Raw genomic sequence first — 12,109 nt, 5'->3', positions numbered from 1 at the left:
AACGTACCGACGGCAACTGAGAGAATTACTTCATGGCTATTGCAGTGACCCCGCCGCGCGGCATGCGCGATTTTCTCCCCGCCGACAAAGCCGTGCGTGAGCGTTCCCTCGGCATCATCCGGGACAGTTTTCGGGCGCACGGTTTCGACGAGATCGAAACCCCGGTCATGGAAGACTCCATTCGCCTGCACTCAGGGCTCGGCGGCGACAACGAGAAGCTTGCCTTCGCGGTACTCAAGCGCGGCCTCAGCCCAGCGGATGTCGCGGCCGCAGCCGAGCAGGACGACCTCGCGTCCCTGGCCGACCTCGGACTACGGTTCGACCTCACGGTGCCGCTCGCCCGGTTCTATGCCACCCACCGCGCCGCACTGCCCGCTGTGTTCCGGTCGATTCAGATCGCCCCGGTCTGGCGAGCCGAACGCCCGCAGAAGGGCCGCTACCGCCAGTTCATGCAGTGCGACATCGACATCATCGGCGAGGCCGGCCCGCTCGCCGAGATCGAACTGATCACCGCAACGGCCGCGACGCTGGAAAAGCTCGGCCTCACGGGCTGCTCCATTCGCATTAACGACCGCCGCATCCTCAGCGCCCTGCTCGCGCACTGGGGCGTCCGGTCAGACCTGACCGAGCGGGCGTTGATCGTAATCGACAAGCTCGACAAGATCGGTGTTGACGGTGTTGCCACCGAACTCGGCGCCCTCGGCATTGACGCCCCCGACCTGGCCGCCCTGCTCACCGAGCTCGGTACCGGGGGTTGGTCCCTCGGCGACAGCGCGCCTGAGTGGCTCAACCCGGAGGCGTTCGCCGATCTGACCGCCCTGCGCGCAGCCCTGCCCGGCGTCGACCTCGCGTTCGACCCCACCCTGGTGCGCGGCATGGGCTACTACACGGGAACCATCTTCGAGATTTCCCATCCTGACCTGGCTTATTCCCTCGGTGGCGGCGGCCGGTACGACGGCATGATCGGCCGATTCCTCGGCACCGACGTACCCGCCTGCGGATTCTCGATCGGCTTTGAACGCATCGTCGACCTGCTGCAAGCGGATGCCGCATCCGCTGAGCACGCCGTCGTCCTCGTCTACGAGAAAGACGCCGATCCGGCCCGTCTGGTCGCCCTCAAGCGTGACCTCGTCGCCGGTGGCCTGCGCGTGCGGCTCGAGCGCCGCACTAAGAACCTCAAGGCCCTGCTCGACCGGGCCGGAGAGGCCGGTTACGGACGCTTCGCGTTCGTGACACCCGACACCCAGACCGCCGGCGACCTCGATTTCAAACCGCTCGGCGCCTGAAGCCGGTTCAACGGATCGGCCGACACGTTTGGTTAGACTGAAACCGCCTGGATCACCCGGCACACCCCTACTTTCATTCCGACAAGTACCCCGGCGTCCACCCAGACGTTCACCCCGACAAATCAGGAGACAGTTGTGGCCCTTATTGAGGCAGTAGACGCACGCGAAATTCTCGACTCCCGTGGCAACCCGACCATCGAGGTCGAAGTTCTGCTCGGCGACGGGACGGTCAGCCGTGCTGCTGTGCCGTCCGGAGCGTCCACCGGCGTGTTCGAGGCGTATGAGCTGCGCGACGGCGACAAGGCCCGTTACCAGGGCAAGGGCGTGCTCAAGGCCGTCGAAGCCGTCATCGACGACCTCGGGCCTGCGGTCGAAGACATCGACGCGACCGACCAGCGCATCGTCGACCTCGTGCTCATCGAAGCCGATGGTACCGACAACAAGGAGCGTCTCGGCGCCAACGCCATCCTCGGCGTGAGCCTGGCCGTGGCCAAGGCCGCAGCCAGCTCAGCTGGTCTGCCGCTGTTCCGCTACCTCGGCGGCCCGAACGCGCACACCCTGCCGGTGCCGCTCATGAACATCATCAACGGCGGCTCGCACGCCGACAACGATGTCGACATTCAGGAATTCATGATCGTTCCGCTCGGCGCCGAGTCGTTCAGTGAGGCCCTGCGCTGGGGCGTTGAGATCTACCACTCGCTCAAGGCGCTGCTGCAGTCCAAGGGACTATCCACCGGCCTCGGCGACGAGGGCGGCTTCGCTCCCAACCTGCCGAGCAACCGGGCCGCGCTCGACCTCATCGTCGAAGCCATCACAATCGCCGGCTACGTTCCCGGCAAGGACATTGCGCTGGCCCTCGACGTCGCCGCGAGCGAATTCTTCAAGGACGGCAGCTACAACTTCGAGGGCAAGAAGTTCTCGGCCGAAGACATGAGTGCCTACTACGCCGAGCTCGTCACCGACTACCCGCTGGTCTCCCTCGAAGACCCGCTCGAAGAAGACGACTGGGACGGCTACGTTCACCTCACCGCGTCACTCGGCGACAAGGTGCAGATCGTCGGAGACGACCTGTTCGTGACCAACCCGGTTCGCCTGGCCAAGGGCCTTTCGCTCAAGGCCGCGAACTCCATTCTGGTCAAGGTCAACCAGATCGGCACCTTGACCGAGACGATGGATGCCGTCTCTCTCGCCCAGCGTGCCGGCTACACCGCCATCATCTCGCACCGCTCCGGCGAGACCGAGGACACCTTCATCGCTGACCTCGCCGTCGCAACGGATGCCGGCCAGATCAAGACCGGCGCCCCCGCACGTAGCGAGCGCGTCGCAAAGTACAACCAGCTGCTGCGTATCGAAGAAGAACTCGGCGAGGCTGCCGTTTACGCCGGTCGCACCGCGTTCCCCCGCTTCACCGCGTAAGCGCGCCTCACCGTACGGCGCGGGAGCGGGCTCCCGACCACCGATTTCGGCTGGTCGGGAGCCCACAGTTACACTCGCTACCGTTTTCACCAGCACGTTCATCGCCAGCGAAAGGAGTTGCCATGGATCAGAAGCGACCGGCCTTACGGCAACCCGCCGTTCCAGAGGTCGAGACGCCCGCCGGCGGCTGGCTGCGAAGCATCCGCTTCTCCGGATTTTCACTCGTGATGATGGTGGTGCTGATTCTCGCCGTCGTGGTGCTCGCGCCGAGCCTGCGCACCTACGCGGAGCAACGGCAGCAGATCAGCGAGCTCAGTGCTGCTGTCGCCGACCAGAAGGCCGAGGTCGACCAGCTGACCAGCCAGCGGGAACGTTGGAACGACCGTACCTATGTCACTACGCAGGCCCGCGAGCGGCTGTCGTACGTGCTGCCGGGTGATATCAGCTTTCTCGTCATCAATGACCTGCCCGTTGTCGCTCCGCTTGAAACGGAGACGAGCCCGGTCAGCACCAATATTCAAAGCACCACAATTGATTGGCTGGGTTCCTTGTTCGCCTCCACCATGACGGCCGGCCTCGCTCCGCAAGCACCGGCACCGGTGGTGCCGTGACCCGGCCTCCGTTCGATCCATTTACTGCCGCCGATATCGATCTCGTTTCGGCGCAGCTCGGTCGCCCGGCCCGCAACGTCGTCGGCATCGCCGCTCGCTGTGTCTGCGGTGCGCCGACCGTGGTCGCCACGGCTCCCCGGCTGGCCGACGGTACCCCGTTTCCCACTTTGTACTACCTCTGCCACCCGGCCGCGACCGCAGCGATCTCCTCACTCGAGGCCACCCAGGTCATGAACGAATACAACGACCTGCTCGCCGACGATGACGAAGTGCGCGCTGCCTACGAGCGCGCCCACGAAAGCTTTCTGTTCGACCGCGACCAGCTCGGTACCGTGCCGGAAATCGCCGGAATCTCCTCCGGCGGCATGCCGAACCGAGTCAAGTGCCTGCACGCACTGGCCGCGCACTCCCTGGCCGCCGGGCCCGGCGTGAACCCGATCGGCGACCTCGCGCTGGCGCGAGCGGCCTGGTCGCCCACGGTCTGCGTCTGCCTGGACTACTCCGCGGAGGCCACCGCCGGGACGGTTCCGGCGTGACCGTGGTTACCCGTAGGGTTAGTGCGGGCGTCGCGCTCACCATTGCCACGGCTCTGTTCGGCGGCACCATCGCCGGCTCCGTCGTGCTCGATGCGCCCGCAGCTCACGCCGACCAGATTCGTGACCTGCAGTACTGGCTGAACGACTACGGGTTCACCGAAGCCTGGAACACCACGCGGGGCGCCGGCGTTACCGTCGCCGTCATCGACTCCGGGGTCGATGGCAGCGTCCCCGAGCTGAACGGCGTCGTGACCGGGGGAACGGATGTTTCCGGCCTCGGTTCCGCAAATGGTCAAACGCCGGTCGCCGGCGACGACGATGACGGCGAGCACGGCACCCTCGTGGCCTCTCTGCTGGCCGGTCGCGGAACCGGTGATGGTGCGGGCCTCATCGGGGTGGCACCGGAAGCATCCATTTTAGCGGTGTCGGTCGGGTTCGGAAGCACCCGTTCCGCCGTGAGCAATGATGACCAGATCGCGCAGGGCATCCGCTGGGCGGTGGACAACGGCGCTGACGTGATCAACATGTCGCTCACCCGCAACACGCTGTACTGGCCGGAAAGCTGGGACGACGCTTTTCTCTACGCGTTTGACAACGATGTCGTTGTCGTGGCCGCGGCCGGAAACCGGGGGAGCGGCACCACCGAGGTCGGTGCTCCCGCGACGATCCCCGGTGTGCTCACGGTCGCCGGCGTCGACCGTAACAAGACGGCGAGCTTCGACGCGTCCTCGCAGGGAATCACCATCGCGATCGCCGCCCCGAGCGAGAAGTTGGTCGGTGTCATGCCCGACTCGTCGTACGTGCAGTGGGACGGGACCAGTGCTGCGGCGCCGATCGTGTCCGGACTCGTCGCCCTCGTTCGAGCCGCGTACCCCGACCTCGATGCGGCGGGTGTTATGAATCGGGTGATCGCCACCGCGAACGCGAACGGGCAGTCAGTGCCTAGCCCGATCTACGGCAACGGTCTGATCGATGCCGCGGCCGCAGTGACTCGCTATGTCGCTCCGGCGACGGGGGCGACTCCGAGCGAGTTGCTCACGGAGTGGATCACCCTGCACCGTCGTGCCGAGATCGAGGTCGTTCCCACCGAGGAACCCACCGCCGAGGCGCCCGTCGCCGCGGATGACGACCCGGCGTTACCGGCCCAAAACCTGCTCACGGCCTGGCTTCCCAACCAACTGACATTGACCTATATCAGTCTGCCGCTCGCTGTACTCGTGGTGTTTGGTATCCTAGTAACGCTGTTGGGCATTGGGGCCACTCGGCATATCAGGCGAATTCGGCGCAACCCCAAAGATTTCGCACAATCATAATCATGTAGGAGGCCTTCTCATCGTGCCCAAAATTCTCATTGTTGGTGGCGGCTACGCCGGTTTTTACACGGCGTGGAAGCTCGAGAAGTGGCTGCGATCCGGCGAAGCCGAGGTCACAATTGTTGACCCGCTGCCGTACATGACGTACCAGCCCTTCCTGCCGGAGGTTGCTGCCGGATCCATCGAGCCGCGTCACGCGGTTGTGTCGCACCGTCGTCACCTCAAGAAGACCAACGTTGTCTCCGCCAAGGTCACGCACGTAAACCACGCCGACAAGACGGCCACGATCACTCCGCCGATCGGTGAGCCGTACGAGTTCAAGTACGACATCGTCGTTGTCACTGCCGGTGCCGTGTCGCGCACCTTTCCGATCCCGGGTGTTGCCGACCAGGCCATTGGCCTGAAGACCATCGAAGAGGCCGTCGCCATTCGCGACCGCGTGCTCACCAACTTCGACCGTGCCGCCGCTCTGCCAGCCGGCCCCGAGCGCGAACGCCTGCTCACCTTCGTCGTGGTCGGTGGCGGTTTCGCCGGCATCGAGGTGTTTGCCGAGCTGCGCTCCTTCGCCACCTCGCTGCTCACCCTCTACCCGGAGATCAGCTTCGAGGAGACCAACTTTCACCTCATTGAAGCCATGGGTCGTATCATGCCCGAGGTTTCGCTCAAGACGAGCCTGTGGGTCATCGACAACCTGGCCGGTCGCGGTGCCGAGATTCACCTCGACACCCAGCTGACCAGCGCGGTCGACGGCAAGATTGAGCTCTCCACCGGAGAGACCTTTGAGACCGACCTCATCGTCTGGACTGCCGGCGTCATGGCCAACCCCACGATCGTGCGTCACACCGACCTGCCGATCGAAGAGCGCGGTCGTCTCCAGGTTCGAGCTGACCTGCGTGTTGGTACCGAAGACGACATCATCGCTGACGCCTGGGGTGCTGGGGACGTGAGTTGCGTCCCCGACCTGAGTGGCGGCGGCGTCGGTGGCAACTGCGTGCCTAACGCCCAGCACGCTGTGCGCCAGGGCAAGCTGCTCGCCAAGAACCTGGTCGCTGTGCTGCGCGGCGAAGAGCCTGTGCAGTACCTGCACAAGAACCTCGGTGCCGTCGCCGGTCTCGGCATCGGTATCGGCGTGTTCCAGAGCGGCAACCTCGCCATCACCGGCATGCCGGCCTGGTTCGCTCACCGCGGCTACCACGGCCTGGCTATGCCGAGCTGGGAGCGCAAGCTGCGCGTCGTCTGGGGCTGGGTCAACAACGTGTTCCTCGGTCGCGACGTCGTGTCGCTCACCGCCACCGAGAACCCGCGCGCTGTCTTTGAAGAGTTCGCTTCGCGTCCGAAGCCGCCGGCCGAAGCTCCCGCCGCCAAGGCGCCGACGGCTCCGCGCGCGCCCCGTGCGCCGCGCAAGCCCGCGGTCAAGGGTGCTGCAGCGGATGCCGCTGCTGGCGCCACCCAGGCACCCACAGCTCAGGCGCCGGTTGCGCAGAAAGCGGCCGCTGAGGCATCCGCTTCGAAGTAGCTTTTCGGTAGGTGCTGCTGGGCGCGATATTTTCGCCCGGCAGCACCTACGCTGTAACTGCCCGTCATTGGGCATGCCCCCATAGCCCAATTGGCAGAGGCAGACGACTTAAAATCGTCACAGTCTGGGTTCAAGTCCCAGTGGGGGCACCACAAATATTTCTGGTCTGATCTGGGTTTTACCTTCGTGATAGGTACCTCAGGTGGCCCGTTTCCCCAGATTTTGCCCACACTAGAAATCATTCGGCCCTGATTGAGGGCCAGCCGCGGTGTGCCTGAGGTCGTGGGTTTCGGCAAACCACTCGGCACGAGGTCGATGTCGCGACGATGTCAGCGGGATCGACAACCGGCGGGACACCGTGAGCATCAAGCCGATGGTGTCGCCACTCGGGACGGCATCATCGAACTCGTCGAGGTGGAGCTGACGCCCAAGACGTGGCAGCGGTACCAGAAGATCGTGACCAACCACGCCTACCGTCTCGTGCACGAGCACGTCGACCGGGTCGCGTACTTCTGCACGACAGATCCCCATCGCGCCATCATCCGTGAGGCCGACAAACGGCTTGTGCACCCGAACGCCCACGGTTGGTTTCTTCCCCTTGTCTTGACGCCCGCGCAACACCTATTTTTAAGTGGTGTGAAATGCTTCATCGTTCTTCGTCAGCAGCAACCCTTTAGGGAAGGTTCGACGCCAGCCGCAGCCCTCGTATTGACGAGCAAACGCAGAAAAATGTTATCTATCAGAACATTTCTGACAATTCTGGATCAATAGATCTCTGACACTGTTGCGGTGTTGGGTCCTGGCAGTTCGCCGTCGACGTTGGGGGCTCCGATTTGCGCTCTGAGGCCCTTCTCTTCAGTACCGGAAGATTGCACTGCGACCCGGCCGACCGCTATTCGATCTGGCGTAAGTCATGCCTGCAGGAATGGCCTGCTGTGGCCGATCGTAAACCTCGAACTCCGAGGGAATCAATCTGAGTGACCGTGCATTGGTACTCCGTATCGGATCGACGTGAGCACTATCCGCTAGATTCGGCCCATGACCAAACCACAAAGCGTTGGCCCGTACGTAAAAGTAACGAAGCGCGGATGGCCGGAATGGGTTGCGGTGATCGACGCGATGGGCGGCAGAGAACTCTCTCATCCCGACATCGTGCCGCTGGTGCAGCATGAGCTCGCGCATCTGGAATTGAAAAATCACGGGTGGTGGGCGCAGGGCATCACGATCGCTTACGAACAGCACATCGGCCGCCGCATCCCTGGACAGCAAGGAGATGGCACTTTTGCCGCCAGCGCCAGCAAGACAATACCCGGCTCTATGGATGCGGCAATCGCCGCCTGGACCGCTCTAGTCGACGGCCGTACGTCGTTCAACGGGCTCGAGGTGACGGTTGCGCCGACGACTTCAGCGACCGCAAAGTGGCGCTATTGGCGTTGTGGATTAGAGGATGACTCCCGGGTCAATGTCACGGTCAACGAGTCGGGGTCCGGAAAGTGTCGGGTGGCCGTGCAGCATAGCCAGCTTGGCTCGCCCGAGGCTGCGGCAGTGTGCAAGGCATACTGGAAGGCTCAACTCGCATCACTGTGATCGACGGAGCGGCTGGTTGTGTCGGCCGTCCGACGCCAGTCGACCCCGATGCTCCAGCTTGCGAACCCGACAATCGCGAGACCGGTGATCAGCGCCAGGATTCGCGGCAGGTCCGCGCTCGCACCGTACTCGGTGGCGGCTGAAATCAGTTCCGGATTCATCAGCGAGCCTCTCCCGAGGAGGGTGGCCGCCAGGCTCATAAAGAGGATGGCCAGCGTTGTGTTGACGATCGCCGTGGCGGTGATCCAGCGCCCGACAATAAAGATCCTGACGGATGGAGCCGCCCGCCCTGCCATCAAGATGAACAGTCCACTGATCGACAACGGCCAGAGGTTCGGGTTGAGGATCATGAATGGCTCGCCGTCGAGGCGCACAAAACCCTGAAGTCGATCCCAGAGCAGCGCTACCGCCAGGGCGGCGAGGATAGTGAGCGAGGAAATGACGTTTCCGACGTTGACCTGATTGACTTTCTGTTCCGGAAGTCGGTCCACATTCCAGCGCGTTCTGATGCTGGTACCGGTGCGCTCCAGGAGGGCGAAGATGAGCGTCACCCAAAACGCTACATAAACCGCGGCGGAAAGGCCTGCGGTGATTCCGGAGGCGATGATCTCGCCGATGGAATCGTTTGAGAAAGAGTGAGTGAGGGCGACACCGCCGAAGGTGATGAGCGGAATTGTCGCCAGAAGGATCCTGAGGACGCGCACCCAGGTGAGGTAGTGCCGTGCGCCGATCAGATGACTGTGCCAGTCTCAATGAATGGAATGGCCAAGATCTGCGCCCATTACTTCTGCGCGCCTTGTGCTGGAACCGCTGTCGGTGCTTCATGCCCCTCCGATGTTCGCCGTTCTGGCCGACCCCTCTCTCTATGACTTCACCGGCGGGGAAGCACCGTCGCTCGAGCGGTTGAACGGGCGCTATGCGGCTCAAGCCGTCGGGCGCTCGGCGGATGGTTCGCAGTGGTGGTTGAACTGGGTGGTCACTCAGCGTGACGGAGCGCAGCCGATCGGGTTCGTGCAGGCAACCGTCGAGAACGATGGGCCCGGACTCGTAGCCGACATAGCCTGGGTGATCTCACCGATCTGGCAAGGACTGGGTTTCGCCTCGGAAGCTGCTCGGGCAATGCTTGAATGGCTGCGTTCGCAGGGAGTGAACCATTTCACGGCACACATCCATCCGGCCAATCATGCTTCGATGCGCGTGGCGCGAAATCAAGGAATGCACGTGACGTCGTCGAAGAAGGATGGCGAAAATCGTTGGGAATAGGGCTGAATCGGCAGCTTCTACCACCCCTCATGTCAAAGTTGCATTGCGGCCACGCTCGCCTGGCGCACGCCGAACCATCCGAATCTCCCTGGTTCCATATTCTTCCTTGGACGACCCGTCCGGAACGAAACCATGTTTACGGTAGAACGCCTGGGCTCGCGGATTGGGGTCGGCTACCCAGAGTCCCGCCGCGGTGTCGCGACAGATGACTGCGTCGAGGAGAGCCTTTCCGGCGCCCGTGCCGTGCGCGGAGGCAAGCACGTAGAGGACGTTGAGCTGCTGGCTCCAGGTCGCATCGGTTTCCGTGGGGGCCGCGCTCTGGGCGATCCCGATCAGGTCGCCGCAGTGTTCCACGACCGCGATTCGATCGTGAGCGAATCGCTCATCCGTGAGCCCGATCGTCCAGAAGCGCTCTCTCGTCGACACGAACGCTGGGTCGTCCAACATCTCGCCGCTCATGATGCCCCGATAGGCTTCCTGCCACGTCGCTACGTGCAGGCGTGCCATAGCCGCCGTATCCGCTGGTACCGCCGATCGGATAACAGGTTGCGTCTTCATGCATTCGATACTAATAACGGATGTTTAGTCAGGCTCCTGATCAGACGGCGACGGGACACGCCGTTCGCTGCACCTAGAACGGTTGGGGGTTGGTGCCGGTGTCATCCCAGTTGGTATTCGTGCTGGTGTTCCAGGGGTCGGGCAGGGGTGGCGGTGGTGCGGCCGGTGGTGCTGCTGCTGGTGGTGGTGCTTGTTGTAGGTGGGGGCTGATTCGGGTGGCGGGGTCGGTGGCGTAGTGCTTGCCGGCGGGGCTGGTCCAGTGCAGGGTGCCGTCGGGGTCAGCGACGGCCGTCCAGTCGCTGAAGTGCTTCAGGTTGTGGTGCGCCGGGGAGAGGAAGTGCAGGTTGGTGGCGGTGGTGGGACCGCCGAATTGTTTGTCGATGGTGTGGTCGAGGTCGCTGTGGCCGGCGGAGCGGTTACAGCCGGGGAAGCGGCAGGTGCCATCCCGCAGCCGCAGGTACTTCTTCAGACTCGCCGGCACCNTGTTGAGGTCTGTTTTCACACACTGGGTTTAACACCCTCCGCCTTCGATTAACAGCGCCCACGCGGGAAAAGTCCGATCGGACTGAGCGGTTGGCGTGCTACCAACCGATTAGGACTCACTCATCTAGTCGGTGATCTGGAACTCGCTCTCGCCCGTTGCGGCGATATCGCTCACCTCGAGGGCGGTCACGACGGCATACCGTGGGCCGGTTTCCAGCCAATGCAGCATGCGCGAAACGGATGCCTCCCGCCCCTCGATCTCGAGTTCCACCGTGCCGTCCGGCCGGTTGCGGGCATATCCGACCAGCCCGAGGTGCAGAGCCTGAGCCCGGGCGTGGTAGCGAAACCCGACGCCCTGCACCTCGCCGCGGGCGAGAACTCGTTTGCGAATCACCTGACTATTCTGCCTCGAGCACGCTGGCACGTGCCGCAAGACCCGGGTCGAGATTGCGGCGAAGGTCTCCAACTCGACCGGAACGACCCCCGGTGCCACGACGGCGCTCGACGCGATCAGGTCAAGGGCGCTGCCGAGCACGTGCGCCTCGACCGAGCGCACCGACCGTGCGCACAACCGCAATCGCCTCGCCGTGGAGCCAGCCGCCCCGGCCGAGCGCATCGACGACGACCTCATACCTGCGCAGCGTCGACGGGTGAGTGACCGGAGTTGTCGCCAACAAACGGATGCAGTTGGGCCGCGTCGCGAAGGCTGTCAGATAGGAGTGCGCCCAGCTGATCAGTGCTCGCGATTACCGCAGCTTTCGCCGGGCCACTCCGATGCTCGACGTCAAGGAGTAAGCGGCTAGAACGACTGCTGGTCGGGGTCGGTGGTGTTCCAGTCGATGTTTCGGGTCGAGGTCCACGGGTCGTGCGCTGGCGGCGGTGGCGGTGGCGGTGGCGGGGGTTCTGGTGGTGCGGTTTGTTGTAGGTGGGGGCTGATTCGGGTGGCGGGGTCGGTGGCGTAGTGTTTGCCGGCGGGGCTGGTCCAGTGGAGGGTGCCGTCGGGGTCGGCGGCGGCCTTCCAGTCGCTGAAGTGCTTGAGGTTGTGGTGCGCCGGGGAGAGAAAGTGCAGGTTGGTGGCGGTGGTGGGGCCGCCGAATTGTTTGTCGATGGTGTGGTCGAGGTCGCTGTGGCCGGCGGAGCGGTTGCAGCCGGGGAAGCGGCAGGTTCCGTCCCGCAGCCGCAGGTACTTCTTCAGACTCGCCGGCACCCGGAACGGGGTGGCGCTGACGTCGAGGACGATGCCGGTGTGCGGGTGGGTGAGGATGCGCAGGAAACTCGTCGCGGTGCCGGCGAGGCGCCGGGCGGTTTCCGGGTCGATCGGCCCGTAGCCTTCGAGCTCGCCGGATTCGTCGCTTTTGCCCAGGAGGGTGAGCACCGGGACGGTGATGTTGACGTTGGCGGTGAGTCCGGCGCCGAGGCCGCTGCCGGTGACGCCCTGCTGGAGTAGGTCGACGGCGACATCGGCGCGCAGCTGTGTCAGCGTGCGCTCTTCAGTGGGGCCTTGCAGGCTGAGGGCGGCGTCGGTAACCCGGGTATAGAT

Annotated in this window: 13 protein-coding genes and 1 tRNA gene; 10 read left to right on the top strand and 4 right to left on the bottom strand. The window is 64.0% G+C overall.

The genetic code is table 11. The features are described 5' to 3' along the window. The first annotated feature begins 32 nt into the window (after window positions 1–32). From hisS to CJ028_RS13250, 9 genes are all read left to right on the top strand, one after another. Window positions 33–1,286: a histidine--tRNA ligase gene (gene hisS, locus CJ028_RS13290; RefSeq protein WP_105035715.1), complete on the top strand. Its 1,254-nt coding sequence runs from the start codon at window positions 33–35 to the stop codon at window positions 1,284–1,286. Window positions 1,287–1,421: 135 nt separating this feature from the next. Then, a complete protein-coding gene (gene eno / locus CJ028_RS13285; RefSeq protein ID WP_105035714.1) occupies window positions 1,422–2,702 on the top strand; it encodes a phosphopyruvate hydratase in 1,281 nt (426 codons plus the stop codon). A 122-nt stretch (window positions 2,703–2,824) separates the two neighbouring features. After that, window positions 2,825–3,313 (top strand): FtsB family cell division protein, encoded by a 489-nt coding sequence (locus CJ028_RS13280; protein WP_105035713.1) that lies wholly within the window; start codon window positions 2,825–2,827, stop codon window positions 3,311–3,313. Beyond that, on the top strand, window positions 3,310–3,849 hold the full coding sequence (locus CJ028_RS13275; RefSeq protein WP_105035712.1) for a DUF501 domain-containing protein: 540 nt from the start codon (window positions 3,310–3,312) through the stop codon (window positions 3,847–3,849). Before CJ028_RS13280 ends, CJ028_RS13275 begins: the two co-directional genes overlap by 4 nt. Then, complete coding sequence (locus CJ028_RS13270) at window positions 3,846–5,162, top strand: S8 family serine peptidase (RefSeq protein ID WP_105035711.1); 1,317 nt, start codon at window positions 3,846–3,848, stop codon at window positions 5,160–5,162. The genes CJ028_RS13275 and CJ028_RS13270 overlap by 4 nt, the downstream gene beginning before the upstream one ends. A 22-nt stretch (window positions 5,163–5,184) precedes the next feature. After that, window positions 5,185–6,678, top strand: a complete 1,494-nt coding sequence (locus CJ028_RS13265; protein WP_105035710.1) for an NAD(P)/FAD-dependent oxidoreductase — start codon at window positions 5,185–5,187, stop codon at window positions 6,676–6,678. A 75-nt stretch (window positions 6,679–6,753) separates the two neighbouring features. After that, a tRNA-Leu gene (locus CJ028_RS13260) sits at window positions 6,754–6,830 on the top strand. Window positions 6,831–6,960: 130 nt separating this feature from the next. Continuing rightward, on the top strand, window positions 6,961–7,449 hold the full coding sequence (locus tag CJ028_RS20700; RefSeq protein WP_129590493.1) for a hypothetical protein: 489 nt from the start codon (window positions 6,961–6,963) through the stop codon (window positions 7,447–7,449). 267 nt (window positions 7,450–7,716) lie between these two features. Continuing rightward, window positions 7,717–8,265 carry a hypothetical protein gene (locus CJ028_RS13250; protein WP_129590492.1) on the top strand — a complete coding sequence of 183 codons (549 nt, stop codon included), beginning with the start codon at window positions 7,717–7,719 and terminating at the stop codon, window positions 8,263–8,265. Here the strand turns inward: CJ028_RS13250 and CJ028_RS13245 are convergent. After that, entirely contained in the window at window positions 8,247–8,969 is a 723-nt protein-coding gene (locus CJ028_RS13245) for a hypothetical protein (RefSeq protein ID WP_105035707.1), read from the bottom strand. The genes CJ028_RS13250 and CJ028_RS13245 overlap by 19 nt on opposite strands. A 52-nt stretch (window positions 8,970–9,021) precedes the next feature. Between CJ028_RS13245 and CJ028_RS13240 the strand changes: the two genes are divergently transcribed. Continuing rightward, window positions 9,022–9,528, top strand: coding sequence for a GNAT family N-acetyltransferase (locus CJ028_RS13240; protein WP_105035706.1), 507 nt, complete (start codon window positions 9,022–9,024; stop codon window positions 9,526–9,528). Between the two features lie 27 nt (window positions 9,529–9,555). Here CJ028_RS13240 and CJ028_RS13235 read toward each other — a convergent pair whose 3' ends face one another. From CJ028_RS13235 to CJ028_RS21210, 3 genes are all read right to left on the bottom strand, one after another. After that, window positions 9,556–10,086 (bottom strand): GNAT family N-acetyltransferase, encoded by a 531-nt coding sequence (locus tag CJ028_RS13235; protein ID WP_205684043.1) that lies wholly within the window; start codon window positions 10,084–10,086, stop codon window positions 9,556–9,558. A gap of 607 nt (window positions 10,087–10,693) precedes the next feature. After that, entirely contained in the window at window positions 10,694–11,140 is a 447-nt protein-coding gene (locus tag CJ028_RS13225) for an acylphosphatase (RefSeq protein ID WP_240607265.1), read from the bottom strand. A 228-nt stretch (window positions 11,141–11,368) separates the two neighbouring features. After that, window positions 11,369–12,109, bottom strand: a 741-nt coding sequence (locus tag CJ028_RS21210; RefSeq protein ID WP_205684042.1) for an HNH endonuclease signature motif containing protein, incomplete at its 5' end; no start/stop codon positions are given.

It is taken from the genome of Cryobacterium aureum, from assembly GCF_002954245.1.
Lineage (GTDB): Bacteria > Actinomycetota > Actinomycetes > Actinomycetales > Microbacteriaceae > Cryobacterium > Cryobacterium aureum.
This window is presented reverse-complemented; position numbering and strand designations above follow the sequence as displayed.

Bases quoted from the DNA above. Each gene is read 5' to 3' on its own strand.
- hisS (WP_105035715.1), top strand. From the start codon at position 33: ATGGCTATTGCAGTGACCCCGCCGCGCGGCATGCGCGATTTTCTCCCC.
- CJ028_RS13280 (WP_105035713.1), top strand. From the start codon at position 2,825: ATGGATCAGAAGCGACCGGCCTTACGGCAACCCGCCGTTCCAGAGGTC.
- CJ028_RS13250 (WP_129590492.1), top strand. From the start codon at position 7,717: ATGACCAAACCACAAAGCGTTGGCCCGTACGTAAAAGTAACGAAGCGC.
- CJ028_RS13240 (WP_105035706.1), top strand. From the start codon at position 9,022: ATGGAATGGCCAAGATCTGCGCCCATTACTTCTGCGCGCCTTGTGCTG.
- CJ028_RS13235 (WP_205684043.1), bottom strand. From the start codon at position 10,086: ATGAAGACGCAACCTGTTATCCGATCGGCGGTACCAGCGGATACGGCG.